Origin of the sequence: Gallaecimonas aegicerasi (assembly GCF_045291545.1) — a bacterium.
Classification (GTDB): Bacteria; Pseudomonadota; Gammaproteobacteria; order Enterobacterales; family Gallaecimonadaceae; genus Gallaecimonas.
Genome location: NZ_CP149514.1, coordinates 56,894 through 83,191 on the forward strand (window position 1 = coordinate 56,894; position 26,298 = coordinate 83,191).

26 protein-coding genes are annotated in these 26,298 nt (G+C 57.8%); 10 read left to right on the forward strand and 16 right to left on the reverse strand.

What is annotated here, in order from left to right:
- Nucleotides 1–65: 65 nt before the first annotated feature.
- The 3 genes from WDB70_RS00240 to WDB70_RS00250 all read left to right on the forward strand — a co-directional run bounded on the left by WDB70_RS00240 (nucleotide 66) and on the right by WDB70_RS00250 (nucleotide 3,067).
- Nucleotides 66–278, forward strand: coding sequence for a hypothetical protein (locus WDB70_RS00240; RefSeq protein WP_406665451.1), 213 nt, complete (start codon nucleotides 66–68; stop codon nucleotides 276–278).
- Between the two features lie 75 nt (nucleotides 279–353).
- Entirely contained in the window at nucleotides 354–2,384 is a 2,031-nt protein-coding gene (gene prlC, locus WDB70_RS00245) for an oligopeptidase A (protein ID WP_406665453.1), read from the forward strand.
- Nucleotides 2,384–3,067 (forward strand): DNA-3-methyladenine glycosylase I, encoded by a 684-nt coding sequence (locus WDB70_RS00250; RefSeq protein WP_406665455.1) that lies wholly within the window; start codon nucleotides 2,384–2,386, stop codon nucleotides 3,065–3,067. The genes prlC and WDB70_RS00250 overlap by 1 nt, the downstream gene beginning before the upstream one ends.
- Before the next feature lie 25 nt (nucleotides 3,068–3,092).
- On the opposite strand, the gene WDB70_RS00255 is transcribed toward WDB70_RS00250, so the two are convergent.
- Together WDB70_RS00255 and WDB70_RS00260 are read right to left on the reverse strand one after the other, a co-directional pair.
- Nucleotides 3,093–3,575, reverse strand: a complete 483-nt coding sequence (locus WDB70_RS00255) for a flavodoxin family protein (protein WP_406665457.1) — start codon at nucleotides 3,573–3,575, stop codon at nucleotides 3,093–3,095.
- Nucleotides 3,575–4,015 (reverse strand): VOC family protein, encoded by a 441-nt coding sequence (locus WDB70_RS00260; protein WP_406665459.1) that lies wholly within the window; start codon nucleotides 4,013–4,015, stop codon nucleotides 3,575–3,577. The genes WDB70_RS00255 and WDB70_RS00260 overlap by 1 nt, the downstream gene beginning before the upstream one ends.
- Before the next feature lie 139 nt (nucleotides 4,016–4,154).
- Here WDB70_RS00260 and WDB70_RS00265 point away from each other — a divergent pair, with 139 nt between their 5' ends.
- The 6 genes from WDB70_RS00265 to WDB70_RS00290 all read left to right on the forward strand — a co-directional run bounded on the left by WDB70_RS00265 (nucleotide 4,155) and on the right by WDB70_RS00290 (nucleotide 8,715).
- Entirely contained in the window at nucleotides 4,155–4,889 is a 735-nt protein-coding gene (locus tag WDB70_RS00265) for a class I SAM-dependent methyltransferase (RefSeq protein WP_406665461.1), read from the forward strand.
- Between the two features lie 50 nt (nucleotides 4,890–4,939).
- Nucleotides 4,940–5,416 (forward strand): peroxiredoxin, encoded by a 477-nt coding sequence (locus WDB70_RS00270; protein WP_406665462.1) that lies wholly within the window; start codon nucleotides 4,940–4,942, stop codon nucleotides 5,414–5,416.
- Entirely contained in the window at nucleotides 5,416–6,513 is a 1,098-nt protein-coding gene (locus WDB70_RS00275) for a mechanosensitive ion channel family protein (protein ID WP_406665464.1), read from the forward strand. The genes WDB70_RS00270 and WDB70_RS00275 overlap by 1 nt, the downstream gene beginning before the upstream one ends.
- Nucleotides 6,514–6,597: 84 nt before the next feature.
- Nucleotides 6,598–7,785: an NAD(P)/FAD-dependent oxidoreductase gene (locus WDB70_RS00280; protein WP_406665466.1), complete on the forward strand. Its 1,188-nt coding sequence runs from the start codon at nucleotides 6,598–6,600 to the stop codon at nucleotides 7,783–7,785.
- Nucleotides 7,786–7,854: 69 nt separating this feature from the next.
- Nucleotides 7,855–8,061 carry a zinc ribbon domain-containing protein gene (locus WDB70_RS00285; RefSeq protein ID WP_406665468.1) on the forward strand — a complete coding sequence of 69 codons (207 nt, stop codon included), beginning with the start codon at nucleotides 7,855–7,857 and terminating at the stop codon, nucleotides 8,059–8,061.
- Between the two features lie 138 nt (nucleotides 8,062–8,199).
- Nucleotides 8,200–8,715: a DUF2059 domain-containing protein gene (locus WDB70_RS00290; protein ID WP_406665470.1), complete on the forward strand. Its 516-nt coding sequence runs from the start codon at nucleotides 8,200–8,202 to the stop codon at nucleotides 8,713–8,715.
- Nucleotides 8,716–8,750: 35 nt separating this feature from the next.
- On the opposite strand, the gene WDB70_RS00295 is transcribed toward WDB70_RS00290, so the two are convergent.
- Nucleotides 8,751–9,920: a hypothetical protein gene (locus tag WDB70_RS00295; protein WP_406665472.1), complete on the reverse strand. Its 1,170-nt coding sequence runs from the start codon at nucleotides 9,918–9,920 to the stop codon at nucleotides 8,751–8,753.
- Nucleotides 9,921–10,065: 145 nt separating this feature from the next.
- On the opposite strand from WDB70_RS00295, the gene WDB70_RS00300 reads away from it, so the two are divergent.
- Nucleotides 10,066–10,932: a GyrI-like domain-containing protein gene (locus WDB70_RS00300; RefSeq protein WP_406665474.1), complete on the forward strand. Its 867-nt coding sequence runs from the start codon at nucleotides 10,066–10,068 to the stop codon at nucleotides 10,930–10,932.
- A gap of 6 nt (nucleotides 10,933–10,938) precedes the next feature.
- On the opposite strand, the gene WDB70_RS00305 is transcribed toward WDB70_RS00300, so the two are convergent.
- The 13 genes from WDB70_RS00305 to WDB70_RS00365 form a co-directional block, all read right to left on the reverse strand.
- The gene (locus WDB70_RS00305) at nucleotides 10,939–11,274 is read right to left on the reverse strand and encodes a polymer-forming cytoskeletal protein (RefSeq protein WP_406667984.1); all 336 of its coding nucleotides are present in this window, start codon (nucleotides 11,272–11,274) and stop codon (nucleotides 10,939–10,941) included.
- On the reverse strand, nucleotides 11,169–12,233 hold the full coding sequence (locus tag WDB70_RS00310) for a peptidoglycan DD-metalloendopeptidase family protein (RefSeq protein WP_406665476.1): 1,065 nt from the start codon (nucleotides 12,231–12,233) through the stop codon (nucleotides 11,169–11,171). Before WDB70_RS00310 ends, WDB70_RS00305 begins: the two co-directional genes overlap by 106 nt.
- A gap of 122 nt (nucleotides 12,234–12,355) precedes the next feature.
- On the reverse strand, nucleotides 12,356–13,084 hold the full coding sequence (gene nfsA, locus WDB70_RS00315; protein WP_406665478.1) for an oxygen-insensitive NADPH nitroreductase: 729 nt from the start codon (nucleotides 13,082–13,084) through the stop codon (nucleotides 12,356–12,358).
- A 58-nt stretch (nucleotides 13,085–13,142) separates the two neighbouring features.
- Nucleotides 13,143–15,221: an ATP-dependent DNA helicase RecG gene (gene recG / locus WDB70_RS00320; protein ID WP_406665480.1), complete on the reverse strand. Its 2,079-nt coding sequence runs from the start codon at nucleotides 15,219–15,221 to the stop codon at nucleotides 13,143–13,145.
- Complete coding sequence (trmH, locus tag WDB70_RS00325; protein WP_406665482.1) at nucleotides 15,221–15,904, reverse strand: tRNA (guanosine(18)-2'-O)-methyltransferase TrmH; 684 nt, start codon at nucleotides 15,902–15,904, stop codon at nucleotides 15,221–15,223. Before trmH ends, recG begins: the two co-directional genes overlap by 1 nt.
- Nucleotides 15,904–18,024: a bifunctional GTP diphosphokinase/guanosine-3',5'-bis pyrophosphate 3'-pyrophosphohydrolase gene (gene spoT, locus WDB70_RS00330; RefSeq protein WP_406665484.1), complete on the reverse strand. Its 2,121-nt coding sequence runs from the start codon at nucleotides 18,022–18,024 to the stop codon at nucleotides 15,904–15,906. Before spoT ends, trmH begins: the two co-directional genes overlap by 1 nt.
- A gap of 21 nt (nucleotides 18,025–18,045) precedes the next feature.
- Nucleotides 18,046–18,324, reverse strand: coding sequence for a DNA-directed RNA polymerase subunit omega (rpoZ, locus tag WDB70_RS00335; RefSeq protein ID WP_406665486.1), 279 nt, complete (start codon nucleotides 18,322–18,324; stop codon nucleotides 18,046–18,048).
- Between the two features lie 49 nt (nucleotides 18,325–18,373).
- Nucleotides 18,374–19,003 (reverse strand): guanylate kinase, encoded by a 630-nt coding sequence (gmk, locus tag WDB70_RS00340; RefSeq protein WP_406665488.1) that lies wholly within the window; start codon nucleotides 19,001–19,003, stop codon nucleotides 18,374–18,376.
- A gap of 60 nt (nucleotides 19,004–19,063) precedes the next feature.
- Nucleotides 19,064–20,611 (reverse strand): DHA2 family efflux MFS transporter permease subunit, encoded by a 1,548-nt coding sequence (locus tag WDB70_RS00345; protein ID WP_406665490.1) that lies wholly within the window; start codon nucleotides 20,609–20,611, stop codon nucleotides 19,064–19,066.
- On the reverse strand, nucleotides 20,604–21,788 hold the full coding sequence (locus WDB70_RS00350; RefSeq protein WP_406665492.1) for an efflux RND transporter periplasmic adaptor subunit: 1,185 nt from the start codon (nucleotides 21,786–21,788) through the stop codon (nucleotides 20,604–20,606). Before WDB70_RS00350 ends, WDB70_RS00345 begins: the two co-directional genes overlap by 8 nt.
- The gene (locus WDB70_RS00355; RefSeq protein ID WP_406665494.1) at nucleotides 21,785–23,239 is read right to left on the reverse strand and encodes an efflux transporter outer membrane subunit; all 1,455 of its coding nucleotides are present in this window, start codon (nucleotides 23,237–23,239) and stop codon (nucleotides 21,785–21,787) included. Before WDB70_RS00355 ends, WDB70_RS00350 begins: the two co-directional genes overlap by 4 nt.
- Before the next feature lie 165 nt (nucleotides 23,240–23,404).
- The gene (locus WDB70_RS00360; RefSeq protein WP_406665496.1) at nucleotides 23,405–24,874 is read right to left on the reverse strand and encodes a peptide MFS transporter; all 1,470 of its coding nucleotides are present in this window, start codon (nucleotides 24,872–24,874) and stop codon (nucleotides 23,405–23,407) included.
- A 450-nt stretch (nucleotides 24,875–25,324) separates the two neighbouring features.
- Nucleotides 25,325–26,188, reverse strand: coding sequence for a YicC/YloC family endoribonuclease (locus WDB70_RS00365; RefSeq protein ID WP_406665498.1), 864 nt, complete (start codon nucleotides 26,186–26,188; stop codon nucleotides 25,325–25,327).
- Between the last annotated feature and the right edge of the window lie 110 nt (nucleotides 26,189–26,298).

Below are 26,298 nucleotides of genomic sequence, written 5' to 3' on the forward strand. Positions count from 1 at the left end.
TGTCCGTAGTGGTGGCGATTTTTTAAACTGAGGTAAAGTAATGATGAACCTAACTGGAGTCCGTCATGAGTGTATTTACCTTTGTTCTGTGGGTGGTGATTGCCAGTCTGGCCGCCGGTATTATCAACAACTGGATGAAGCATCGCGCCAAGGCATCTGAGCAGCCCGATGCAAAGCTGCAGGAGGAACTGGCGGAGCTGAAAAAGCGGGTAGTGGCATTGGAACAAATTGTCACTGACAGCGAGTATCAGCTGAAAAAGGATTTTGAAAAACTCTGAGGCCGGCTTTGCCGGCCTTGAACTTTGCCCATTCGGCCCAATCTCAACACGTATCCCTCATACGAGAAGTGATTTATGTCCAACCCGTTACTGACCAACGCCGTATTACCCCCCTTCAGTGCCATCAAGCCCGAGCACATCAAGCCTGCCATCGAGCAGCTGCTGGCAGATTGCCGCGCTGCCGTTGAAGCCACAGCCCAGGCTGAAGGTGAGCCTAGCTGGCAGAGCCTGATTGAACCACTGGAAGAAACCGGTGATCGGCTGGCGAAAGCCTGGTCGCCGGTTTCTCACCTCAACGCGGTGATGAGCAATGATGCCTGGCGGGCGGCCTATGAGTCATGCCTGCCGCTGCTGAGTGAGTACAGCACCTGGGTTGGCCAGTACCAGCCGCTCTTTGCGGCTTATCAGCGATTGGCTGGTAGCCCGGCATTTGCGCACTTGAGCGCGGCCCAGCAAAAAGCCATCAACAACAGTCTGCGAGACTTCCACCTGTCCGGGGTTGATCTACCCGAAGAGAAAAAACAGCGCTTCGGTGAGATCCGGGCACGCCTGTCAGAGTTGTCCTCAAGCTACGCCAATAATGTGCTGGATGCGACCCAGGCCTGGCAGAAACATATTACTGATGAAACCGCCCTGGCAGGCCTGCCGGCAGACGCCAAAGCGATGCTGGCTGAACTGGCTGACAGTAAAGGCAGAACCGGCTGGTTATTGACCCTGGATGTGCCGGCCTATCTGGCGGTGATGACGTATGCCGACGATCGCGCCTTACGCGAGGAAATGTACCGTGCATACAGTACCCGGGCCTCCGAGCTTGGAGACAGCCAATTCGATAACAGTGCCATCATGGATGAAACCCTGGCGTTGCGCCATGAACTGGCGGTGCTGCTGGGCTACGGCAACTACGCTGAACTTAGCCTGGCCACCAAAATGGCCGACACCCCGGCTCAGGTTGAACAGTTCTTGGTTGATCTTGCTGTCAAATCCAAGCCGCAGGGAGAGCGGGATCTACAAGAGCTGCGGGCCTTTGCCGCCGAGCAAGGCTGTGCTGATCTGCAAAGCTGGGATCTGAGCTATTACAGCGAAAAACTCAAAGACAGCCGCTATAGCGTCAGTGATGAAAAGCTCAAACCGTACTTCCCGGAAACCAAAGTTGTGCCGGGGCTGTTTGCGGTCGTAAACAAGCTCTTTGCCGTGGATATTGCGGAGCGTAAAGATGTGGATCTTTACCACCCGGAGGTGCGCTTCTTTGATATCAGCAAAGACGGTGAACACATCGGCAGCTTTTATCTTGACCTCTATGCCCGCGAAGGCAAGCGTGGTGGCGCCTGGATGGATGATTGCCGGGGCAGCCGCACCCTTGCCGATGGCAGCCGGCAAAAGCCGGTGGCTTATCTGACCTGTAACTTCTCGCGGCCGGTAGGGGGCAAGCCTGCACTGTTTACTCACGACGAAGTCATTACCCTGTTTCACGAGTTTGGTCACGGCCTGCACCATATGCTGACCCGGGTTGATGTGGCCGAGGTTGCCGGCATTAACGGTGTGCCCTGGGATGCGGTAGAGCTGCCCAGCCAGTTCCTGGAAAACTGGTGCTGGGCGCCGGAAGCGCTGGCCATTATTTCCGGCCATGTCGAAACCGCTGAACCGCTGCCGCAAGCCCTGCTGGATAACCTGCTGGCCGCCCGCAACTTCCAAAGCGCCATGCAGATGCTGCGACAGCTTGAGTTTTCCCTGTTCGACCTGCGCCTGCACCGCGATTACGACCCAGGCCAGGGTGGGCGCATTCAGTCGGTTCTGGATGAGGTTCGGGCGCAGGTGTCGGTGATGACGCCGCCGTCTTTCAACCGCTTCCAGCATGGCTTCGCGCACATTTTTGCCGGGGGCTATGCGGCTGGCTATTACTCCTACAAGTGGGCGGAAGTCCTCAGTGCCGATGCGTTTGGCCGCTTCGAGGAAGAAGGGGTCTTTAATGCCGACACGGGCCGTGCCTTTGTTGACTGCATTCTCAGTCAGGGCGGCTCGCAAGAGCCGATGGAATTGTTCAAAGCCTTCCGGGGCCGGGAGCCATCGGTGGAGCCGTTATTGCGCCACAGTGGCATTGCCGCCTGATGCGCGAGCCGTTTGATGCTATCTGGGCGCGCGCCGCTGAGCGTAAAGGGGGTGAAGCCGGGCTAAAAGCGCTGCTGCGGCCACCCTCGCACTTTGCTGATCTGACAACCCTGAGTGACGATCGGCTACTGGCAGCCTTTACCCGGCAGATCTTTCAAAGTGGTTTTGTCTGGCGGGTAGTGGAGCAAAAATGGCCTGACTTTGAGGCGGTATTCTTCGGTTTTGATGTAGAGAAAATGCTGTTGTTGCCGGATGAAGTCTGGGAACAAAAAGCGCAGGATCCGCGCATCATCCGTAATGCCAAAAAAGTGCTGACCATTCGCCACAATGCGCAGCTGTTGCAGGATTTGGCTGAGCGCCACGGCAGCGCCGCTGACTGGTTGCGCCAATGGCCCGGCAATGACGTGGTGGGCCTGTGGCAATACCTGAAAAAACACGGCGCCCGCCTGGGTGGCAATACTGGCCCTTATGCGCTGCGTCGGCTGGGGGTGGATACCTTTTTGCTGAGCCAGGATGTCGAACACTACTTGCGCCATACCGGCATCGTTGACGGTGGTCTTGGCAGCCAGCGGTCACTGCGGGCTATACAAGGTGCTTTTGATGCCTGGCAGGCAGAGTCAGCGCTGAGCTTCAACGAGATCAGTCAATGCATCAGTTATTCGGTGGGTGACAACTGCGTCTGAGCAAACCCGGGCTTGCCCGGGTTTTTTATGCGGCTTTGAAGTGCGCGGCAGCAATGGCCATGCTGGCGGCATCCAGGCCAGCCGAGGTGTCCACATAGCTCATGCCCTGATAGTGCATCCCCAGGTAGTCAAAAGTGAGTCGGAACGGCTCCTCAAAGCAATCTGGTGGCGTTGCCGCCCCTCCGGTGGCCAGTACTCCGGCTTGCTTACCCCGTAACAGTCTTCCCATGTCTTTATGGTGTTCCAGCAGGTCGGTGATACGGTCAAAGAACAGTTTCATCTGGCCGCTCATGCTGTACCAGTACAATGGGCTGGCAAAAAGAATGCGGTCATAGCGAAGCAGGGTTTCCATCAACGCCAGAAAGTCATCGCCAGTGCCGTTGTCGCGGTAGTCAAAAGGGCGGATCTGATAACCGTTGAGGTTCAGCACGGGGTAACCAAGCGTTTCACAAAGGCTTGCGGTATAGCCGTTACCGCGGGCACTGCCTAACAAGATTACGGTCTGCATCAGTGTGGCTCCGGCAAGTACTGGTGGCGCAAGGCGTTATCGGCGGTGCGGTAGTGGATCAGCTCCAGCATCACCCCTTCGTGTAATTTTACGTACATGCGTTCACGGGCCGGGTGAGGTGTGCTGTTTTGCCAGGTCAGGCCCATGGCCTGGGCTCGCTGCCGGTAGGGTTCGAGATCATCCACTACCAGCCCCAGGTGGTTAAAGTAAGGCTGTGGGTTGGCAATGAAATCCGTATCAGGAGCCGGTGATTGTAGCGCGAAATAGCAGTCGTCTGTGCCCACATGAGCCCAGCGAAGCAGGCTTTGGCCCTTGCCAAAAGTGCTCTTGATGGTGTCTTCAGCACGATGGCGCAGGCGAAATGTCGGGAAGAAAGTCAGCAGTTGCTTAATGGCACCATCCAGATCCGGCACGGTGACGTTGTAGTGTTCCAGATACATGCTAGCTACCTTTTTAAATAAATTACTTTATAAATCTGCGCTCACTTGTTTTGTTTGTAAAGCTTTCACTTTGTAAAGTGAGCGATTGTCGTTATCGATAGAGCACAGTAGACTGGCCCCGCCACCACCGGAGACCCTTATGCCTATCCCGTTATTGTGTGAAAGCCCGCACCGGGCCAGAACTGCCGAGGCCTTACGCCAGCGCTTCGGCTTGTTAGCAGCGGGGCCTGGGCAGTGTGTGCTGGTACTGACTGACCAGCGCCTGGAACTGCGTAAAACGGATGAACCGAAACTGGGTGCCGTTTACGTAGACTTTGCCGGTGGTGCCATGGCGCACCGTCGCCAGTTTGGCGGCGGCCGGGGCCAGGCGATTGCCAAAGCGGTGGGGCTGAAAAAGGGCGCTTGTCCGTCGGTTATTGACGCCACTGCCGGCCTGGGCCGAGATGCCTTCGTGCTGGCCAGCCTGGGATGCCAGGTAACGCTGCTGGAGCGTCACGGTGCGGTGGCGGCCCTGCTGGCAGATGGCCTGGCCAGGGCCGCTGACGATGCCGAGGTAGCGCCCATCGTGGCGCGCATGCAGCTGCAGCACGGGCCGGCACTGGCGCTACTGCCAACACTGGCGGCCGACGTGGTCTACCTTGACCCCATGTATCCGCATCGTGATAAATCAGCACTGGTGAAAAAAGAAATGCGGGTGTTTCAAGCGCTGGTAGGCGCCGACCCGGATGCCGATGCTCTGCTGGCTACCGCTAAGGCGGCTGCCAGGCAAAAGGTGGTGGTAAAACGCCCTGACTACGCCATGCCCATGGCGGGGGTAACACCGGCGTCTACCGTTGCAACCAAGAAAAACCGCTTTGATATCTACCCCTGCTAAGCCTGCTGCGTTAGGCTTTTCGAAATAACTGACGCGCTTTCAAGGAGCACATGATGATCAAGGTCGGTGACCCAATTCCCGCCGCCACGTTGCAACAAATGGTCGACGGTAAACCCAGCAGTATTGACAGCCAGGCCTTTTTTGCCGGTAAAAAAGTCGTTCTGTTTGCCGTCCCTGGTGCCTTTACACCGACCTGCAGCGCCGCACACTTACCGGGTTTTGTGGTACAGGCCGAGCAATTCAAGGCCAAGGGTGTGGATGCCATTGTCTGTTTGTCGGTCAATGATGTGTTTGTCATGGCTGCCTGGGGCGAAGCGCAAAACGCTGATGCCATTAACCTGTGGGCGGATGGCGGTGCCACCTTTACTCGTGCCCTGGGGCTAGATATGGATACCGGTGATTTTGGCGGCATTCGCAGCCAGCGATACGCCATGGTGGTGGACGATGGCATCGTCACGCACCTGGCTGTGGAGGCGCCGAAAACCTTTGAGGTTTCCAGTGCCGAGGCCGTACTGGCGGTATTGTGATGGACAAGCTCAGTGCCGGTTGGAAAAGCCTGTACCAGACCATGACCCAGTGGCTGGGTGAGGGCTGGCTGGTGGATGTATTGCTGATTATTGGCATGACGCTGCTGGTGACACTGGCCTGGCGGCTCATTGCCAAACGGATCTTTAGCCTGGCTGGCCGTTCAGCCACCCGCTGGGACGATATTCTCTGGGATGCGCTGAACGGCCCGGTAAATTGGCTGATCCTGCTGGTGGGCGTCAGTATGGTGGCCGATACCGTCGCAGAACGTATTGACTCCAACCTCACCGATTACCTGCCGGTTGCCCGCCAGGTGCTACTGGAAGTGCTTTTTGCCTGGGGAGCCTGGCGGCTGACCAATGGCGGTGAAGGCGAATTTGTTCGCAAGGGCAAAGACATCACTACAGTGCAGGCGGTGGGCAAACTGGTCAAAGCCTCGATTCTGGTAGTGGTGCTATTGACCGTCTTTCAGAGCCTGGGGATCAGTATCTCCGGCCTGCTGGCCTTTGGCGGTGTTGGTGGCCTGGTTATCGGTATGGCTGCCAAGGATCTGCTGGCCAACTTCTTTGGGGCCGTGGTGGTTTACTTCGACAAACCGTTCAAGGTGGGTGACTGGATCCGCAGCCCTGACCGTGCCATTGAAGGCACGGTGGAGCGTATCGGTTTTCGGGTGACGCAGATCCGCACCTTCGACAAGCGGCCGCTGTATGTCCCTAATGCGGTGTTTACGCAGATTTCGGTAGAAAACCCGTCACGGATGCAAAACCGCCGCATCTACGAAACCATCGGCATTCGTTATCAGGACTCGGCATTAATGCACAAGGTGATCGAGCAAGTGCGCGCCATGCTGGAAAGCCATGAAGACATCGACCAGAACCAGACGCTGATCGTGAACTTTAATGCCTTTGGTGCTTCCAGCCTGGACTTTTTTATCTATACCTTTACCCGCACCACCGACTGGGTGACTTACCACAGCATCAAGCAAGACGTGCTGCTCAAGGTGCTGGGGATCATTCACGAGCTGGGAGCCGACTGCGCCTTCCCGACGCAGACCCTGCATATCGACTCCTTACCCGAAGCACTGGCCAACCGCCAGTAATATCAAACGCCGGCCACCAGGCCGGCTTTTTTTGGTGTTATGGCCAGACCTGCGTAGACTAGCGGCCTCGAAACAGGGGGGCGGATGAGCCAGTTTGACGTTGTCATTATCGGTGCCGGGGCGGCTGGCTTGATGTGCGCTGCCCAGGCCGGTTATCGCGGTCGCACCGTACTGGTGGTGGACCATGCCAAGCAGGCGGGGAAAAAAATCCTCATCAGTGGCGGTGGCCGCTGCAATTTCACCAATCTTCACGCCAGCCCCGGCAATTACCTTTGCCGCAATCCGCATTTCGTCAAATCGGCACTGGCCCGCTACAGCCAGCATGATTTTATCGAACTGGTAGAGCGCCATGGCGTGGCCTACCACGAGAAAACCCTGGGCCAGTTATTTTGTGACGACAGTGCCAAAGACATCGTGCAACTACTGCTGACCGAGTGCCAATGGGCAGGTGCCGAGGTGCGGCTACGCAGTCAGGTGGGCACTATTGCCAAAACGGCCGGTGGCTTTGAAGTGCAAATCAACGGCCAGCCGGTACAGTGTCAGAGCCTGGTGGTGGCGTGTGGTGGCCTGTCGATGCCCAAACTCTGTGCCACGCCGCTGGGCTATCGTATTGCCGAACAGTTTGCTATTCCACTGTTGCCAACCCGCGCTGGTCTGGTGCCTTTTACCCTGGATAAACCCGACCTTGCGCGTTTTGCCGAGCTGGCCGGGGTTGCGCTGCCGGTGACGGCTGAAAGTGCCGATGGCACCCGCTTTCATGAAGCGCTGCTGTTTACCCACCGTGGCCTTTCCGGCCCGGCTATCTTGCAGATCTCCAGCTTTTGGCAGCCGGGTGAAGACGTTACGTTCGATCTGCTGCCAGAGCAGAACCTGCCGGCGGTGCTGGCGGCGATGGCCGCCAAACACCCGCAGCAAACACTGAAAACGGCGCTCGCCAAATTGCTACCGCGGCGGCTGGTTGACGTACTGGCGGCGCAAGGATTGATTGATGCTGAACTGCCACTGCGGGCACTGGACGACGGGCGCCTGCACAAGCTGCAGAGCGTGCTGAGCCAGTATCGCATTCATCCTAATGGCACCGAAGGCTATCGCACTGCGGAAGTGACTCTCGGCGGCGTCGACACCGATGCCCTGTCGTCCAAGACCATGGAGGCCAAAGCGGTACCGGGGCTGTATTTTATCGGTGAGGTGATGGACGTTACCGGCTGGCTAGGCGGTTACAACTTCCAGTGGGCCTGGAGTTCCGGCTGGGCCGCCGGGCAAGCCGTGTGACAGGGGCTTTGTGCTTCTGCCGCAGTAGATAAGGTAAGCTGGGCCAATAACGTCTCACAAGGAATACCTATGGACCCCCGATGGACCTGCCCTAAATGCCAGAGTAACCACTACGATACCGACACCATTGCCACCACTGGCAGTGGCTTTTCAAAGTTCTTTGATGTGCAGAATCGCAAGTTCACGGCGGTGATTTGCCAGCAGTGCTCCTATACCGAATTTTATAAGACCAAAGCCAGCCGTCTTGGCAATGTCTTTGATTTTTTTACCGGCTGACCTTTACTATCAGGTGCAGCGGTTCGGGGCGCAGATAAATACTGTTTGTAGTATTGCCCCGGCGTGACAGGTTTCGCGTATTGCTGCCCGATCAGCCATACAACAGACGGAAGTCATTTAAAAACAAGGAACTACAACATGAAGCGCATTATGCTGGCAGCGTTGTTGCTGTCACTGCAAGTTCACGCGGCTGACGCACCGAAACAGCAAAAAGCGGCAGAGCTGGTCAATATTATGAACGTGGATGCGACCCTCAACCGTACCTATAGCCGCATGGAAGCGATGATGAAGCAGATGGGTGCGAAGATGGGCGTGAAGCCATCGGAACAGCCCATTTTTGATAAGTACTATAAGAAAATGACCGAGGTCATGAAGCAGAACATGAACTGGGCGAAGATGAAGCCGTCTGTGGTCAAGCTCTATGAAGACAACTTCACCGACCAGCAGCTGGACGACATGCTGAACTTCTACAAGAGCGACACCGGCAAAGCCATCATCAACAAAATGCCGGTGGTCATGGGGCAGGTTATGCAGCAAACGCAGCAGATGACACAGCAGATGCTGCCACAGCTGCGCCAACTGACCCGGCAGTTACAAACTGAACTGGCCGCTGAGCGTAAAAAAGAAAAAGATGCCGCAGCCACAGGCAAGTAAATGAAAGCCCCGCTAAGCGGGGCTTTTTTATGGTTTTAGGGGCGGGCTATACAGCCGTTTTTAGACCATCGGCAGCGTAGCGGCTGGGCAGCGGCCAGACAGTGGTCTTGCTGGCAAATGGCCGCCCCCAGTGTCCAGCTGGCATCAGCGACCTTGGCGGTATCAGGGATCCCCAGCACCGACAGGTATTTAGGCAGGTAGGCGGCGCGGTAGCAGGCGGTTTGCTGGTTGTAACACTGGCCCTGATGCTGGCAGCAGCGCTGTACCTGATCGGCCTTGAGGTATTTGAAGGCGCCGGTCAGATACCACTGCTTGACGGCGGACCTGGCCACCGGCACCTGACGAGCGCCGGCATAATGGCCATCGTGGTAATTGGCCGGGTCGATGATGCTGTTGCCGCGGCGCAGCCGGATCAAGTCCTGGCACAGTGCCAAGTGCCAGTCGGGCTGATGCTGCGCAGCATCGTACTGGCAACTGGCCGGTAACCCCAGGCGCTTGGGGGCTTCGTCCTGGCCTAGGCCTAAAAAAGAGTAGCTGTAAAAAGGCACCGGCTGGCCACCGATGCGCACCGTACGCAGGGCATCGTCGCTGGTATTGCAGGCAGGGCAGGGAAAGGCCACCTGACTGGAGGCGCCGCCCATTTCCACAATCCCCAAATCCTGGCGCTGCTGGCGGTAGCTGACCGCCAGCCAGGCATAGAGTCCTTCCTCAAAACCGCTAAGAGTGCGTGCCTGGATCGCCACACCAGGGCCAACCTTCTCGCGGATGGCGTTTTTTACCGCCTGCCAGAGCGCCGCTGCCGCTTGCGGGTGTTGCTGCTCAGCCAGGCGCATTCCGGCGGTGGCATACACAGAAACAGCCTGTAACCGGCAAGCGCTTTGCCAGTCCAGGCCGTGCCAGCGCGGTGTACCATCCGCTTTAGCCGGGCCGTCATGGCGAAAGCGCGTCAGGCTGGTGGCAATGGCTTGAGCGGTGCTGGCGATATCAGCGGTGGTCTTACCCCGTTGCTGTCGTACCGGGTCGGCCAGCGCCACGGTATGGGGGCCGGCAATGCTCTGCCAGCGGTGCTGCTGAAATTGATACAGATACAGGCGTGTACCACTGGAGCCGGCATCCAGTACCAGTTGGCAGGCTGGCTGCGCTGCAACGGTACCGGTCAGCAGGAGCAAGGTCACTGCGACAATGGCCGAAAATACCTTCAACATAATGCCTCCGATGCTAATGGCGGCAGCTTAGCGTAGATTGCCATTGTGCGTTAAGCGCTTGCTTGCCGCGCATATCAGCAAGGGTGGTCAAGTCAGCGCTGTAACAGTCGGTTATGCTGTTGGCCAATGCAAGTGAGGGGGTGTTGTGAGCGACCATGAAGCGCGTTTCAGGGCGCTACTAAGCGATATTGAGCGCGATCTGGACGCGCCAATGGATATCGCCAGTTTGTGCCGGCGCGTCCATTTGTCGCCCTTTCATTTTCACCGCCAGTGCTCTGCCTACTTTGGGGTGTCGGTAATGACTCTGATACGGCTACTGCGCCTCAAGCGGGCGGCCTGGCAGCTGGCTTATAGGCAGCATCAGAGTGTGACGGCCATTGCCCTTGGGGCCGGTTATGACAGCCTGGAAGGGTTTTCCCGGGCCTTTAGCAAGTACTTTGCGATGAGCCCGTCCGCTTTTCGGCGCCGCCCAGACTGGCAAAACTGGGCTCAGCATCATGAGCCACTCCGTCAGCTAAGGATAAAGCATATGTATAGCGCCAGTGAGCAACCGCTCAGTGTGGTAACGGTCAACCCTGTCATGGTGGCTTGTTTGACCCATCAAGGGTCGCCTCAGCAACTCAGCCACAGTATTCAGGCGTTCATTCGCTGGCGCCAGGCTAAAGGGCTGAGCCCGGCGAAAAGCCGAACCTTTAATATTTTCTATGGCGACCCGGCAACAACCCCGCCGGCTGATTTCAGGCTGGATTTATGCTGCACCATTACCGAACCGTTGGCCGCTGCTGACCAGCCAGTGGTGGCTAAAACCATTGCCGGTGGTCGCTACGCGCGGCTGCGCCATATTGGCAGTGATGAAACCTTGGGATCGGCGATAGCCTTTTTGTACCGGCAATGGCTGCCTGCCAGTGGTTATGAACTCAGGGAGGAACCGTTATTTGTGGAGCGGTTACAGTTTTACCCGGAGGTGCCGGAAACCGAAGCTGTCACCGACATCTACCTGCCCGTGCAGTAAAGCGGCTCAACCCTGAGCGCTGCTGTCAGTGCCGTTGCTGCTGGCGTTCAGGGGGGCAACGTTGTTTTTCAGTGGTTTGGACTCGCCCAAAAAGCGGCCACCCTTGGCGATGATCAGCTCATCACAAAACACGGTGCCGTCGATCAGGCCGCCTTCAACAATCTCGACCACCTTAGCTTCGACGCTGCCATTAAGCTTGCCGGCAACGGTCAGGTTGTCGGCGTTGACGTCGCCTGTTACCTGGCCGTCTCGGCCAATACGAACGGCATGCTCGGCGCGGATGCGGCCTTCGATGTGGCCGTCAAGATGGAGATTGCAGGCGAGTTCGATTTCGCCACGGATGTGGGTGCCTGCTGCGATAACGGTGGTTGCCATAGGGTCCGAAGGCTTTCGATGGTCGCTATTAAAGATGGCCATGGAACTTTTTTCTCCGAATCAAAAACTTCTTCATAGTTGCCGATCTGCCAGTCCACAAAGGGCTTGGGGTTGAGCGGAATACCGGCATACATGACTTCGTAGTGCAGGTGCGGGCCGGTACTGGTACCGGTGTTGCCGGAATAGGCAATAACATCCCCTTTATGTACAAAGGTTCCGCGTTTAACGGTAATCGACTTGAGGTGGGCATAGCGTGACTTAAAGCCAAAGGCATGGCTGAGAATAATCATGTTGCCGTAACCGCTGCGGCGGTGGCTGACCATTTCGACCACACCGTCTGCGGTGGCATGTACCGCAGTGCCCTGATGGGCGACCAGATCAATGCCGGCATGCTCAATAACCCGGCCTTTGATCGGGTGCATGCGTTTGCCAAAGCCGGAGCTGATATAGGCGTAATGCAGCGGGTGGCCATTGGGGATGAGGTTGAGGGTCACTTCCCGGCTGCTCATGGCCACTGACGCCAAATCGATACGTTCCGCCAGATCGTCGCTATCCAGGCTGGCTGGCGTACCGGCGGCCAATTTGTCTTCCAGGCTGTCGAGGCGATCGGATGCGGCGTTCAGCTCCTCGCTTTTACGGGCGATGGCCGTTTCCAGCAGCTGGCGCTGTTGCTCCACTTCGCTAAAAGCATTCTGGGCAGTGTTGAGGTTTGCCTGCAGCGTGGCCAGGGCCTGGCGATTTTCTGCCAGCAGCTGCCCGGCCTGGTCAGCCCGGTATTGCAGAAACTGGATATAGGCAAACAGGCCCAGCATCAACAGCAAAAAGGCACCGGCAGCCGCCGCCAGTAAATTGCGGCGGCGTACTGACAATGCCAGATGGCGCGTACCGTTGGTACCGCTAACTGTAATATGCAGAATGTCTTTCATACCGGCAGATGCTGATTCCGTTGCGAACACGACACCGGCCCTCTCATAGGGCCGGTTTTTACTATGGAATGCCAGGGCTTGCAGAGCCATGGCAATAACAACTTGCTAACAATACGCCATGCTTATTTGCGGTTAAAGCCTTGTTGGCTGAGAAAGTCGCGAATATGTGGCCTGGCTTCCTTTTTCAGGATGCCGGTGATCTGTTCGCTCCAGGTCATGACTTTGCTGTTGGCACCAGCGCGAGCTTGGTAGTAGGCCTTCACCTGCTGGTCATAATCGGCCAGCAGCTGGCGGTCCAGTTCGGTGTTGTAGCTGTTTTCATGAACCACCAGCGGCCGTGGCAGGCGTGGTCGCAGGCTGGGTTGCTGGGCCGGGTGACCCAGGCACATGCCAAAAAGCGGCACCACTTGCTCCGGCAATGCCAGCAGCTCTACTACCTGTTCCGGGTGGTTACGCAGGCCGCCGATAAAGACACCGCCCAGGCCCAGGGATTCGGCGGCAACCAAGGCGTTTTGTGCCATCAGGGCGGTATCGACGGTGCCGATCAGCAGTTGCTCGGTGTAACCCAGTAAGGCCCCTTCGGCAATTTGCTGGTGGCGATGAAAGTCAGCACACCAGACCAAAAACTCCGCAGCTTCACCGACCCATTTCTGGCCGCCGGTGAGCTCAACCAGCGCGGCCCGCTTTTGTGGATCAGTGACGCGGACAACCGAGCTGGCCTGCAAAAAACTGGAGGTCGAGGCTGCTTGAGCGGCGGCCAGAATGGCATCGAGCTGCTCGGGGCTGATGGCCTCGCCGGTGTATTTACGAATGGAGCGGTGCTGGGTCAGCAAGGCGATAGTGTCGTTCATCAATGCGGCCTCTGTGAGTAAAAAGGCAAGAGTGTCATTATTTGATGTTGATCACAAATCAGGCGTTGGCGTAGCTTTCTCTGCCGGCCAGCCAGCGCTGTATCAGGGCTTGTGCCTGCTCTGGGTGCTGGCGCAGCATTTGCGCCGCCAGTTGTTGCACCTTCGGCAGCAGGTGGGCGTCACGGTTAAGGTCGGCAATGCGCAGCTCGGCAATACCGGTTTGGCGGGTGCCCAGTAATTCACCGGGGCCACGGATTTCCAGGTCGCGCTGGGCAATGACGAAGCCGTCGTTAGAATCGCGCAGCACTCCCAGCCGGGCTGTGGCACTGGCTGACAACGGGGCGTGGTAGAGCAGCACACAGTGCGATGCCACGGCGCCACGGCCGACCCGGCCCCGCAGCTGGTGTAATTGCGCCAGCCCCAGCCGCTCAGGGTTTTCGATGATCATCAACGAGGCGTTGGGTACATCCACGCCCACCTCGATGACCGTGGTGGCCACCAGTAACTGCAGGACACCGGCTTTAAAGGCTTGCATCACCTGCTGTTTCTCATCGGCCTTCATACGGCCATGCACCAGCCCTATCTGTAGTGCCGGCAATGCTGCCTGTAGCGCCGTAGCGGTGGCTTCGGCGGCCTGGGCTTCCAGTACCTCGGATTCTTCTACCAGAGTACAGACCCAGTAGGCCTGTCGGCCCTGCTCACAGGCGCTGCGCACTCGTTCGATGACGTCCTGGCGGCGGCTGTCGGGAACGGCCACCGTGGTGACCGGCGTACGGCCGGGGGGCAGTTCGTCAATGACCGAGGTATCCAGATCAGCGTAAGCGGCCATGGCCAGCGTACGGGGAATGGGAGTGGCGGTCATGATCAGCTGATGTGGGTAGTGTTGGCCCTGGCGGCCCTTTTCCCGCAGGGTCAGGCGCTGATGCACACCAAAGCGGTGTTGTTCATCGATGATCACCAGTGCCAGGTTGGCAAAGCTGACTTCGGCCTGGAACAGCGCATGGGTGCCGACGACCAGCTGGCTCTGGCCGCTGGCCATCTCTGCCAGTGCCTGGGCGCGGGCCTTGGCTTTTTGTTTTCCGGCCAACCAGGTGACTCGCAGGCCGAGTGGTTCGAGCCACTGGGTAAAACTTAGGGCGTGTTGCTCGGCCAGCAGTTCGGTGGGGGCCATCAGTGCCACTTGGTAGCCGTTACTGATGGCGCGCAAAGCCGCCAGTGCCGCCACCAGTGTCTTACCGGCGCCAACATCGCCCTGCACTAGGCGCATCATGGGTTTGGGTAACGCCAGGTCATGGTAAATGTCGGTGCAGACCCGGTTCTGGGCGCCAGTTGGCTGATAAGGCAGAGCGGCCAGAAAGCGGCTTTCCAGATCGCCCTTGCTGTGCATGGCAATGGCCTGATGGTGCTGGTGGCTGGCGCGCAATTGCAGCAGTGACAGTTGTTGCGCCAGCAGTTCTTCCATGGCGAGGCGTTGTTGTGCCGGGTGCTGGCCCGTTTCGAGCATCTCCAGAGATACATCCGGCGGTGGCCGATGTACCAGCATGAGCGATTCGGCCAAGCCCAGTTTATGCGGGTTCAGCAGGGGGGGGATCAGCTCAGGTAGTGAACTCGACAGGTAATCCAGCCCTTGGTCAATGACATTGCGCAGGGTCTGCTGGCGCAGCCCTTCGGTGGTCGGGTAGACCGGTGTCAGGCTGTCGGCCAGCGTGGGCGTATCGTCATCGCCTAGCAGTTGGTACTCGGGGTGAATCATTTCAATGCGGGCTTTACCGGCGCGCACTTCGCCAAAAGCCCGCAGGCGTTTGCCATTAGCCAGGTTATTTTTCTGGGCGGCACTGAAATTAAAAAAGCGCAGGGTCGCGGTGGCGCTGCCGTCACTCACCTGAACCACCAACATGCGGCGCCGGCCATAGACAATTTCGCTGCTCAGTACCTGAGCGACGATGGCAATGTGCATGCCCGGTAACAGATCAGCAATGGCGCAAACGCGGGTGCGGTCTTCATAGCGCAGCGGCAGGTGGAACCACAAATCAGGCACCGTTTTCAGCCCCAACTTGACCATCTTCTCAGCCACTTTCGGGCCGACCCCTTTGAGGGCACTGACCGGGGTGCTGAGGCCCAGCGCTGGCGCGCTCATCAGGCCCCCGAGCGCATCGCTTGCCACCAGGCGTCGCTGGCCTGTACGTCACCTTGAGGGCTGATGCCGGGGTAGGGCAGCTGCTTGCGGCGGCACTGACGGGCCAATTGCGGGTAGCCGCGCTCAAAGAGGATGCGCTGGCGCTCTGCTGCGGCTAGCCGGGGGTGCTCATAAAAGCCGGCCAGTTGCCGCTGGCGTTGGGCTTCGAAGAGGATCAGGGCGCTGGCCACAGAGACATTTAAAGACTGCACCATACCCACCATCGGCACCATGATGTGGTGGTCGGCCAAATCAAGGGCTTGCTGGCTGATGCCTTCAAGCTCCTGGCCAACCAGCAACGCAGTGGGCCGGGTGTAGTCGATATCGCGAAAGTCTCGGGCACTGTCTGACAAATGGGTAGCCACCAGCTGCATGCCTTGCTGGCGCAGCGTTGTTACGGCGCTGGCAATATCGCGATGGCGGTTTACCTTGACCCAGTTGAGGCTGCCGCCGGCAGTATGTGGGCGTAACCGCACCCCTTCTTTGGGAAAGACTGCATGTACTTGGTGAATGCCAACGGCATCGGCAGTACGCACCACAGCACTGAGGTTGTGGGCCTTGTGTACCTGATCCATGCACAGGGTCAGATCCGGCTGGCGGCGGTTCAGCACGTCATTGATACGCGCCAGGCGTTCCGGGCTCATCAGCGTTTTACCCGTGCCACCTTGACCACTTCCGGCACTTTGCGAATACGGCGCATGACATTGGCCAGATGCACCCGGTTATGGGTGGTCAACTGCACGTAAATTGCGTAGAGGCGGCTGTCACGTTCCTCGGTGCTGAGGTTCTGGATACTGGCACCGGCACTGCTGATGGCAGACGTGAGGGTAGCCAGGGCGCCCTGATGGTTAAGAATGTCCACCCGTACCTCAGTGATAAATTCGCCATCAATGCCATCTTCCCATTGCACCGGAATGTAGCGCAGCGGGTCGGACTGGTAACCGGTGATATTGCCGCATGACTCCTGATGCACCACCAGACCCTTGCCTGGGCTCATGTGCGCCACGATAGGATCACCGGGGATCGGCCGGCAGCATTTGGCAAAGCTGATCAGCATCCCTTCGGCGCCGCGAATAGGTAACTTATTACGGCCACTGGCCGAGGGCTTTTTACTGATATCTTCCTCACCGCCCATGCCTTCCAGGCGGCGGGCAATAACAATGCTCATGGCATTGCCGAGGCCAATATTGGCCAGCAAGTCGTCGAAGGTCGCACTTTGGGTGCTTTCCAGCACCTCCTTGACCCGGGCTTCGTCCAGCTTTGCAAAAGGCTTGCCGCCCAGCGCATGCTTGAGTAACCGCCGGCCAAGGGCAATGGCTTCTTCTGACTTGAGCAGTTTTAGGTGCGAACGGATCTTGGCGCGGGCTTTGGATGTCACCACAAAATTCAGCCAGGCAGCATTGGGGCGGGCACCGGGGCTGGTAATTATCTCAACCGTCTGGCCATTTTCCAGCGCCATGGACAGCGGATACGGCTGGCGGTCGACCCGGGCACCAACACAGCTATGGCCAACATCGGTATGCACGGCATAGGCGAAATCCACCGGTGTAGCACCGGCCGGCAGTTCGAGAATGCGGCCATCGGGAGTGAACACGTAGATTTCGTCAGGGAACAGGTCAGTTTTGACGTTTTCGATAAACTCGAAGGAGTTGCCGGCACTTTGCTGCAGATCCAGCAGGCTTTGCATCCAGCGCCGGGCCCGCACCTGAGCGGTAGTGCCAGCGTTCTCGCCATCCTGCTTGTAGAGCCAGTGCGCGGCAACACCGCGGTCAGCCATCAGATCCATGTCTTCGGTACGGATCTGAATTTCCACCGGCACCCCGTGTGGCCCCACTAATGTGGTGTGTAACGACTGGTAGCCGTTGGCCTTGGGAATGGCAATGTAATCTTTAAAACGGCCGGGCTTGGGTTTGTAGAGGTTGTGCATGGCCCCCAGCACCCGGTAGCAGGTGTCGAGGTCTTTGACGACGATGCGAAAGGCAATGATGTCCATCACCTCATGGAACTGCAGTTCCTTGTTACGCATCTTGTTGTACAGCGAATAGAGGTGTTTTTCCCGGCCCTGCACATCGCCACTGATATGCTGTTCCTCAAGCCGCCCGACAATGGCGTTTTTGATGTTATCCATCAATTGCTTGCGGTTACCGGTGGCGCGTTTTACCGACTCGCGCAGCACCCGCTGGCGCATCGGATGCAGTGCTTCAAAGCCGAGATCTTCAAGCTCGTTCTTGATGTTATGAATACCCAGGCGGCTAGCCAGCGGCGCGTAAATTTCCAGGGTTTCCCGGGCGATACGGCGCTTTTTATCCGGCCGCAGGGCGCCGAGGGTACGCATGTTATGGGTGCGGTCAGCGAGCTTGATGAGGATGACGCGAATGTCCTGGGTCATCGCCAGGATCATTTTTCGAAAGTTCTCGGCTTGTGCTTCTTGGCGGGAATTGAACTGGATTTTATCCAGTTTCGATACCCCTTCGACCAGCTCGGCAACCGGATCGCCGAATTGTTCGGCGATCTGTTCTTTGCTGACCGGGGTATCTTCAATAGTGTCGTGCATCAGGGCGGCGCACAGGGTCTCATGATCCAGGTGCATATCCGCCAGGATGCCCGTTACCGCCACGGGGTGGGTGATGTAGGGCTCGCCGGATGAACGGCTCTGGCCGTCATGGGCATCGCGGGCCAGAATATAGGCCTGCCTGATGAGTTCAACCTGCTCGCTGTCCAGATAACTGGCCAGCCGTTCCTTCAAGCCCTCAAACAGATACACAGCCACCCCTTGGTTGCAGGCTTATTCCTGATCAGGACTGTTGATGGCAGTCACGGCTGCCAGTTCGGCGGCTTCCTGTTCTTGGCGCATACGGGCATCTTCAGCGTCGAGCTTGGCAACGTCAATGAGGCCTTTTTCAATTTCCCGCAGGGCGATAACGGTCGCCTTGTCGTTTTCCGGGTCTACCAGAGTGTCTTTACCCTGAGTGGCAATTTGCCGGGCACGGCGGGCGGCCAGCAGGACTAAATCAAAACGGTTACCGACTTTATCGACGGCGTCTTCTACGGTTACACGGGCCATTGGTGTCTCCCATCAGGCAAAACAGGGTTGCTAAAGGTAGCCTGCTAGTTTACTTAACCGCCAATAAGCCGTCCAGCAAAGAGCTGTGGGCCTGGCGCTGAATATCCAGCCGTTGTCGTGCGGCCAGCACAACGCTGTGCAGGGCACTGAGGGTCTGGGTAAAGTCGTCGTTCACCAGCAGGTAGTCGTATTCGTTGTAATGCGACATCTCGGATGTAGCTTCACTCATGCGCTTGGCGATGGTGTCAGCACTGTCCTGGCCACGGCCGACCAGGCGTCTTTCCAGTTCTTCACGGCTCGGGGGCAAAATAAACACGCCGATGGCTTCGGGCATCATTGCCCGTACCTGGCGGGCGCCCTGCCAGTCAATGTCGAGAAAGACATCAATACCCTGGGTCAGCTGCTGTTCCACTGCCAGCCGCGAGGTGCCGTAGAAATTGCCAAATACCTCGGCCCACTCGAAAAAGGCGTTGTCATTGATAAGCGTCTGAAACTGCTCAGTGCTGACAAAGTGGTAGTGCTGGCCATCTTGCTCACCGGGACGCATGGCCCGGGTGGTGTGTGAAACCGACACCGCCAGGCTGCCGTCGCTACCATGATTGTCCAGTAGCGCCTTGATCAAGCTGGATTTTCCGGCACCGCTCGGGGCCGAGAGAATAAAGAGATTACCGCGTCGCATGGTGTCTGGCTGCTCGTAAAAAGGCCATTCTAGCAAGGCCGGGCGGCTTTGGCAGCCGCCTCAGTGGCCTGGCCCCCCGGAGGAAAAGGGTGGCCGGGCAAACCAGATCACCACGGTGATGGCCAGGAATATCAGCCCGAACAGCCAGAAAATGTCATTGAGCGCCAGGGTCTGGGCCTGCAGGTTGACGCTCTGGTTGATGGCGGCCAGTGCCGGTTTGCCCGTCAGGCCTACCTGCTGCATGCCCTGTAACGCCTGTTCTGTGGCGACGGCGCCAGGCTGCACGTGTTCTGCCAGGCGGGCATGGTGAAAGGTGCTGCGATGCTCATACAAGGTGGTGGTCACCGCCGTTGCGACTGACCCGGCCAGGGTTCGGAAAAAGTTGGATAGCCCGGAAGCCGAGGCAATGCGGTCATCCGCCAGGCCGGAGAGAATGATCTGGTTAACCGGCACAAAAAACATGGCAATACCAAAGCCCATGATCAACCGTGGTTCTGCTACGTGCATGAAGTTCATGGTGGTGCTGCTGGTCGCCATCCAGAACGACGAAATGGCAAAAATGCCGAATCCCAGGGTATTGAGCACCCGCAGGTCAAACTTGTGTTGGTTGGCGCCGATGAGCGGTGACATAAAAATCGCTGCAAAGCCCACCGGAGCCACCGCAAATCCCGCCCAGGTGGCGGTATAACCCATGGTGGTTTGTAGCCAGGTGGGCAACACCACAGTGCCACCAAAAAAGGCAAACATCCCCAGTGACAGACAAATCACGCCAACCAGAAAGTTGCGCTGCTTGAGCAGGCTGAGGTCGACAACCGGGTTGTCGTGCATCAGTTCCCAGGCAATCAGAAAAGTTATACAGACCACCGCCAGTATCGCCAGGGTGATGATCAGCGGCGACGAGAACCAGTCCTTGTCGTTACCGTTATCGAGCATGAACTGTAGTGAGCCGACACCGACGGTAAGCAGCATCAGGCCGATGGCATCAATGGGTTTGTGCTCGGTTTTGGTTTCCCGCTGGCGCAGCAGTGTGAAGGTAATGAGCAGCGCGAAAATGCCCACTGGCACATTGATGTAAAAAATCCACGGCCAGGAGATGTTGTCGGTGATCCAGCCGCCGAGAATGGGCCCAAATACCGGCGCGATGACCACCATCATCACCCACATGGCCAGGGCGATAGGCCGCCGCTCTGGCGGGTAGTTGTTTAGCAGCAGGGTCTGCGACAACGGCACCATGGGCCCAGACACAGCTCCTTGCAGCAGCCGGAAAAAAATCAGCATATCCATGCTGCGCGACAACCCGCACAGGAACGAAAACAGCACGAACAGGCCCACTGACCAGGCGAAGGTCTGCACCTCACCAAAACGCCGGGAGACCCAGCCGGTCAGCGGCTGCATGATGGCGCTGGCCAGCGAATAGGCACTGATGGCCATGGTGCCTTCCGAGGCACTGACGCCCACGTTACCGGCGATGGTGTGCACCGACACGTTGACGATGGAAATGTCTAACACCTCCATGAAGGTGGCCAGGGCCACCCCTGCTGTCAGCGCGATCAGCGGTGCGCCGCTCAGCGGCTGGCCGCTGAGCTGGCGGTTGAACAATTTAGTCATTGCTCACCAGGTTGGCGCTGATGATCTTGTCTGCTGCTGCTTCAGCCGCGCTGAGCTGGCCGTCGTAGATATTGGTGCTCATACCGGCATCATGTTCCGGCTGCTGCGCCAGGGCCACACCACTGCGGTCATGGGTATCAACGGTGACAGTAGTAGACAGCCCTAATTGCAGCGGCTTTTGCTGCAACTCCTTGGCAGCAATGGCAATACGCACCGGCAAACGCTGGATCACTTTGATCCAGTTGCCGGTGGCATTTTCTGCCGGCAACAGTGAGAACACACTGCCGGTACCGGCGGCCAGGCCTTGTACCGTGCCGTGGTAGGTCATGTCAGGGTGAGCATCTACCTGGATGGCCACCGGCTGCCCGACGCGAAGATGCGCAATGTCGGTTTCCTTGAAGTTGGCATCAATCCAGGTGTGTTGCAGCGGTACTATGGTCAGCAGGCTTTGCCCGGCCTGGATGTGCTGGCCTACCTGTACCCGCCGTTTCGCCACATAGCCGCTGACGGGCGCCACAATGGCCAGCCGCTGTTGGCTGACCCAAGCGTTGATAAAGGCTGCCCGGGCCTGTTGTACCGCCGGGAACTGGGCAATGGTCATGCCGTCTACCGCGACATGAGCGGCTTTGGCATGGGCCTTGGCTTCTGCAAAGGCGGCTTTGGCGGCTTCCATCTGGCGCCGGGCAGTGTCGACATTTTCCCTGGCCGCCGCTTTGGCCGCCAGTAGTGGCTGGCGGCGAGCAAAGTCGGCTTTGGCGCGTTCATAAGCCGCCCGGCGCTGTGCTACCGCCGCATCGGCCTGTTTCGCCTGGGCTACCTGCGCCTGGGCCTGACGCACAGCCTGCGCCAAACCGGCCCGAGCTTTGTCCAGCGCCACCTGGCTGTCAACCGGGTCGAGCTTGACCAACAGCTGCCCCTTTTTCACCTGCTCGGTGTCGTCGGTGTAAACGGCCAGTACCGTGCCATGGGTACGTGACGAAACGCTGATCTGATTCCCTGTTACATAGGCGTCATCGGTTTCGGCCTGATAGGCCAGCACCAGCCGGTCATAGGCCAGCCAGGCGGCACCGATCAGCAGAAAAACCACAGCGATAATGGCCAGAACCCGGCGCCGTTTGCCTTTGTTCTGTGGCGCGTCAGCGGCCTGGGAGTCCGAATGTTGTTGCTGCGCGGTCATGGTGCGTCCTTAAGTGCTGACGGGCGGGAGCTTTGCTGGGGAGCCTGGTAGCCACCACCGAGTTGTTGGATCAGTTGCAGTTGAGCATTGAGGCGTTGTGCTTGCAGTTGTAGCCGGTTGTCGCGTTGTTGGTTCAGTTGCAGCCTGGCTGCCAGTGCCTGGCGAGGGTCATCGACCCCTTGCTGTACCCGCAACTGTGCCCGCTGATACTGACGCTGAGCCGCCTGATATTGGCTTTGCTGGGCCGTGGCGGCCTGGGTGAGCTGTTGCAGGGTCAACACGGCGTTGGCTACCTGGCCGGCGGCTTGCACCACGGTCTGGTTGTAGTGGGCGATGGCCGTGTTGAGCTTGGCAGTACTGGCTGCAAAAGCGGCGTCCAGGCGGTCCCCCTCAAACAGCGGCAAGCTGACTGACGGACCGATATTGGCCAGCGCGGCCCGGTCAGTACTCTGTGAGCCGAGCGCCGGGAACATCTTCAAGAAGGCTGCCAGGCCAGACAGGCTGATGTCAGGGTAATAGGCGGCCTGGGCCTGTTTAATACCCTGGCTGGCGGCGCTGATTTGCCAACGGGCAGCGACAATATCCGGGCGCCGGGCCATCAACCCCAGCTTGGCATTGGCCGGTAAGGCTCCTTGCGGGGTCGGCAGCGCCACCATCTTGAACGCCGGCAGCTGGCCGTCACTGATGCCAATCAGGGCGGCTATCTGGGCATGTACAATGCGCAGCTGGCCGGCCAGCATGGCCTGTTGCTGGCGTAGCTGTGCCAGCTGCGCCGTAGCTTTATCGCGGCTGTTGTCGTCTTCAACACCGGCATCGATGCGGGCATTCACGACTCGCAGGTACTCGTTGGCGGTATTGAGGCTGCCCGTCAGCACCTGCTGGCGGGCGGCGGCAGCCTGCCATTGAAAGTACAAGGTTGCCAACTGATATTGCAGCGCTGAGCGAGCCACGGCTTTACTGGCCTGCTGGGCATGGGCACTGTCGACAGCCTGGGCAATGGCGGCGGCCTTTTTCCCCCACAAGTCCAGATCCCAGCTGAAATTCAACAAGGCTGAGCCGGCCAAGGTGCCGCTGTGGTGCTTGATGGCGCCGAACTGGTAATCACTGTAACCGGCGCCAAGGTTTGCGGTGCCTTTGAGTTGTGGTTGGGTTTGTGCCTGCTGGCGGCGCACCGCCAGGGTCGCTTGCTGATAACGGGCCTGGGCTACGGTCAGGGTTGGTGAGCCGGCCATGGCCTGCTGCATCAGCTGATTTAATTGCGGGTCAGCAAACTGCTGCCACCAGGCGGCCTTTGGCCAGCCTGGCCGGTTGCCGGGTAACCCCGCCAGTGGCGCGCTGTTGGCAATGTGCAGGCTGGGCGTGGGGCGTTGCGGCGCACTGCAGCCACTTAGCAGTATGGCCAGTGACAGGCAGGCCAGCGTTCCCGCCCTGGGTGCGGCGATATTTTTCATCTTACTCCACCTGATTGGGGTTAAAAGCAACCCCGCCATAAGCCAGACAAGCCCGGCAAAACGAGGTTTAGCCGGGCTTTTAATTGATTACGCCAATAATTGTGTTGTCAGATTACCTTGCTGCTAACAACTTGCAAGGCAACACAATGTTTCGTTTATATGGCGTCAGGGCAAAACGATGCCTCGTTGCTGGTAGCGTTGATTGAACCAGCGTGAAATCACCATAAAGACCAGGCCAATCACAACAGAGGTCAGGCCCAGATAAAAGTAATAGTGGGTATAGATGGGCAGTGTATGAACCGCAGAAGCATGGTGCTTGGGCAGGGCCACCAGTTCACTGAGCTCCCCTGAAGCCAGGTTTGACAACGAGGTAGTCAAGAACCAGACCCCCATGGCAAAAGCCATCATCTTCATATCGCAATACAGCGAGATCATGCTCAGGCCAATGGCACTGACAAACAGCTCCGCCACGGTCAGCACCAGATAGGCTGTGGCCACATAATTGCCGGAAACCAGGCCATTTTGAGCATGCAGCCCGGCCAGATACAAAATGCTGATGCCAATACCGCCAATGATGATGCCGGTAGCAAACTGGTAGGGAATATTGAAACGCGGAAAACGCTGATAGAGCTTGGTGATGAAACTGCCAATGACCACGATGGCAATGGGGTTCACCAGCTGGAATGACGACGGATACAGCTTAAAGCCCAGCAGGGTCAGATCGGAGTTGTTCTTGGTGAACAGGATCATGCTGGTGTTCATCTGGTTATAAAGCACGAAGAACACAAAACCGATCACCAGCAGATACAGTGACAGCAGCTGCTTCTGGCGAATCACCCCGGTCAGTTTCATGGTCTTGTTGGCAAACAGGGCGATGGCAAACAAGATACCGGCGGCAATGATAAATACCGACATCTGCGGGTGATCAAACAGGAACACCACCACCGCATAAGCCACCGCGATATAGGCAAGCAGGGTGCTCCACTTGCGGCTGGTCATGCGTTCGGTGTCTTTACCAAACAGCACATCGTCATACAGCTTGCGGCGCAGGCTGAAGTTTAGCCAAGCCAGGAACTTGCCCATAAAGGCCAGCAGGAATACCCCCAGCGGCCCGTAGCTGCTGTTGATCAGCATCGGCGCGATAGCAATACCCAGCATCGACCCCAGGTTAATGGTGATGTAGTACACCGTCATGCCGCGCTTGGCTTTTTGGTCGTCATGCATATAGATGCGGCCAATCATCGCCGAGGCCGTACCCATCAGCAGGCTGTTGGTAATGGGGATGAGCGGATACGTCAGCAAAAAGGCGGTATGCACATGGCCTTTGGCCAGATGGGTGGCGGTAACCAGTAACAGAAAGGAAATCGCCAGCAAAAAGGAGCCAAACAAAATCGAACGGCGCAGCCCCAGCACTTCATCCGCCAGGTAACCTCCCGCCACAGGCAGAATGTAGCCCATGGCCTGAATAACGCCGTACAGCAGGTAAGCATCGTGCTCACTCAGCCCCAGCCCGGATTTGACCAGCGGCATGGTCAGGAAAATGATCAGAATGGCATTGAAGGTATAAGAGGCGAACTGGCCCCAGAAGGTAATGACGGCGACATTACCCAGCTGTTTGGTCTTTTTATCAAACATAAGGGTTCAACTATTGGTGCCCAAAGGTTGCGAAATTGAAACAACTTCGCGCGCAATATGTTTCATAACGGTGAAATAAAAAGTCTTTTAAATCATCAAGTTATGAAGATCTCGCTACCTTGGCACGGGGGCGCTGGAAAGAAAACCCTGAAAAGCAGCCCGCCGCTGCTTGCCAAACGCCCGGCAGGTTAGGATTTCTGTTTTAGTTTCCGCTGCTTAGTTGTTATGTCAGCTATAGGGCAGGGCTTGCTGGCGGTTGCCAAAGCTGTGATCCGGTGCAAGTTTTGGCGGTGCCAGCTATCACCTGTTGCCGGCCAAGCCAGTGTTTATTGTGGGAAATGCAAAAAGCCCTGCCAGTGCAGGGCTTGAAAAAAGACGGTGCGGTTTGAGCGGCTCGCTGAGCGCGCTAGCGGCGTAACAACAACTCCCGCTCGTCTTATCTAATACAGATTATTCGATATTCTGGATCTGCTCACGCATCTGCTCGATAAGCACTTTCAGCTCGACGGCGCTGGCGGTGATCTCGGTGCTGATGGATTTTGAGCCGAGGGTGTTCGCCTCGCGGTTAAATTCCTGCATCATAAAATCCAGGCGGCGGCCAATGGCGCCTTTGCCGTTGAGGATTTTGCGGGTTTCTTTGACATGGGATTCCAGGCGGTCAAGCTCTTCAGCGACGTCAACGCGGCTGGCCAGCAGTACCATTTCCTGCTCCAGGCGGCCCGGTTCCAGTTCTACCTTGGCTTCTTCAAAACGGTTTTGCAGGCGTTCGCGTTGCCAAACCAGCACTTGTGGCATTTTTTCGCGTACTTTCGCGACTTCTGCCTGCACGCCATCAAGGCGGGTGCTGATCAGTGCTTTGAGGGTGTCGCCTTCACGGCCACGGGCGGCAATGAAGTCGTCCATGGCCTGATCAAAACCGGCCAGCAGTGCTTCGCTGATGGCATCAAGGTCGGCTTCCGGGGCGTTCATGACTCCCGGCCAGCGGAGAATATCGACGGTGTTAACGGTGCCGCCATGAGCACGCTCAGCCAGGGTGCTGGCGTGACTGAGCAGCATGTCCGCCAGGGTGCTGTTATAGGCCAGGGTACTGGCGTCAGCGTTGGCGGCTTCAAAGCGTAACTGCACTTCGACTTTGCCGCGGTTTAAGCGGGCCCGCAGTTTTTCCCGTAGTACCGGGTCAAGGCTTCGAAAGGCGTCGGGCAGGCGCAGGTAGGTTTCCAGGTAGCGCTGGTTAACAGAGCGGATCTCCCAGGCGGCGGTGCCCCAGTCGGCCCGCATGTCGTGGCGGGCAAAGGCGGTCATGCTGTAAGTCATGGCGTGTTCCTTAATGCAATGGCTGCCAGTATACCGAAGTTAGCGCTGTCGCGCCTTGGCCCGGTTTGCCCGCTTCCCCTATAATGGCGCCACTTTTTCGCAATCAGGAC

Coding starts and splice junctions, on each gene's coding strand:
- WDB70_RS00240 (WP_406665451.1), top strand. CDS start 66: ATGAGTGTATTTACCTTTGTTCTGTGGGTGGTGATTGCCAGTCTGGCC.
- prlC (WP_406665453.1), top strand. CDS start 354: ATGTCCAACCCGTTACTGACCAACGCCGTATTACCCCCCTTCAGTGCC.
- WDB70_RS00250 (WP_406665455.1), top strand. CDS start 2,384: ATGCGCGAGCCGTTTGATGCTATCTGGGCGCGCGCCGCTGAGCGTAAA.
- WDB70_RS00255 (WP_406665457.1), bottom strand. CDS start 3,575: ATGCAGACCGTAATCTTGTTAGGCAGTGCCCGCGGTAACGGCTATACC.
- WDB70_RS00260 (WP_406665459.1), bottom strand. CDS start 4,015: ATGTATCTGGAACACTACAACGTCACCGTGCCGGATCTGGATGGTGCC.
- WDB70_RS00265 (WP_406665461.1), top strand. CDS start 4,155: ATGCCTATCCCGTTATTGTGTGAAAGCCCGCACCGGGCCAGAACTGCC.
- WDB70_RS00270 (WP_406665462.1), top strand. CDS start 4,940: ATGATGATCAAGGTCGGTGACCCAATTCCCGCCGCCACGTTGCAACAA.
- WDB70_RS00275 (WP_406665464.1), top strand. CDS start 5,416: ATGGACAAGCTCAGTGCCGGTTGGAAAAGCCTGTACCAGACCATGACC.
- WDB70_RS00280 (WP_406665466.1), top strand. CDS start 6,598: ATGAGCCAGTTTGACGTTGTCATTATCGGTGCCGGGGCGGCTGGCTTG.
- WDB70_RS00285 (WP_406665468.1), top strand. CDS start 7,855: ATGGACCCCCGATGGACCTGCCCTAAATGCCAGAGTAACCACTACGAT.
- WDB70_RS00290 (WP_406665470.1), top strand. CDS start 8,200: ATGAAGCGCATTATGCTGGCAGCGTTGTTGCTGTCACTGCAAGTTCAC.
- WDB70_RS00295 (WP_406665472.1), bottom strand. CDS start 9,920: ATGTTGAAGGTATTTTCGGCCATTGTCGCAGTGACCTTGCTCCTGCTG.
- WDB70_RS00310 (WP_406665476.1), bottom strand. CDS start 12,233: ATGAAAGACATTCTGCATATTACAGTTAGCGGTACCAACGGTACGCGC.
- nfsA (WP_406665478.1), bottom strand. CDS start 13,084: ATGAACGACACTATCGCCTTGCTGACCCAGCACCGCTCCATTCGTAAA.
- recG (WP_406665480.1), bottom strand. CDS start 15,221: ATGAGCGCGCCAGCGCTGGGCCTCAGCACCCCGGTCAGTGCCCTCAAA.
- trmH (WP_406665482.1), bottom strand. CDS start 15,904: ATGAGCCCGGAACGCCTGGCGCGTATCAATGACGTGCTGAACCGCCGC.
- rpoZ (WP_406665486.1), bottom strand. CDS start 18,324: ATGGCCCGTGTAACCGTAGAAGACGCCGTCGATAAAGTCGGTAACCGT.
- gmk (WP_406665488.1), bottom strand. CDS start 19,003: ATGCGACGCGGTAATCTCTTTATTCTCTCGGCCCCGAGCGGTGCCGGA.
- WDB70_RS00345 (WP_406665490.1), bottom strand. CDS start 20,611: ATGACTAAATTGTTCAACCGCCAGCTCAGCGGCCAGCCGCTGAGCGGC.
- WDB70_RS00350 (WP_406665492.1), bottom strand. CDS start 21,788: ATGACCGCGCAGCAACAACATTCGGACTCCCAGGCCGCTGACGCGCCA.
- WDB70_RS00355 (WP_406665494.1), bottom strand. CDS start 23,239: ATGAAAAATATCGCCGCACCCAGGGCGGGAACGCTGGCCTGCCTGTCA.
- WDB70_RS00360 (WP_406665496.1), bottom strand. CDS start 24,874: ATGTTTGATAAAAAGACCAAACAGCTGGGTAATGTCGCCGTCATTACC.
- WDB70_RS00365 (WP_406665498.1), bottom strand. CDS start 26,188: ATGACTTACAGCATGACCGCCTTTGCCCGCCACGACATGCGGGCCGAC.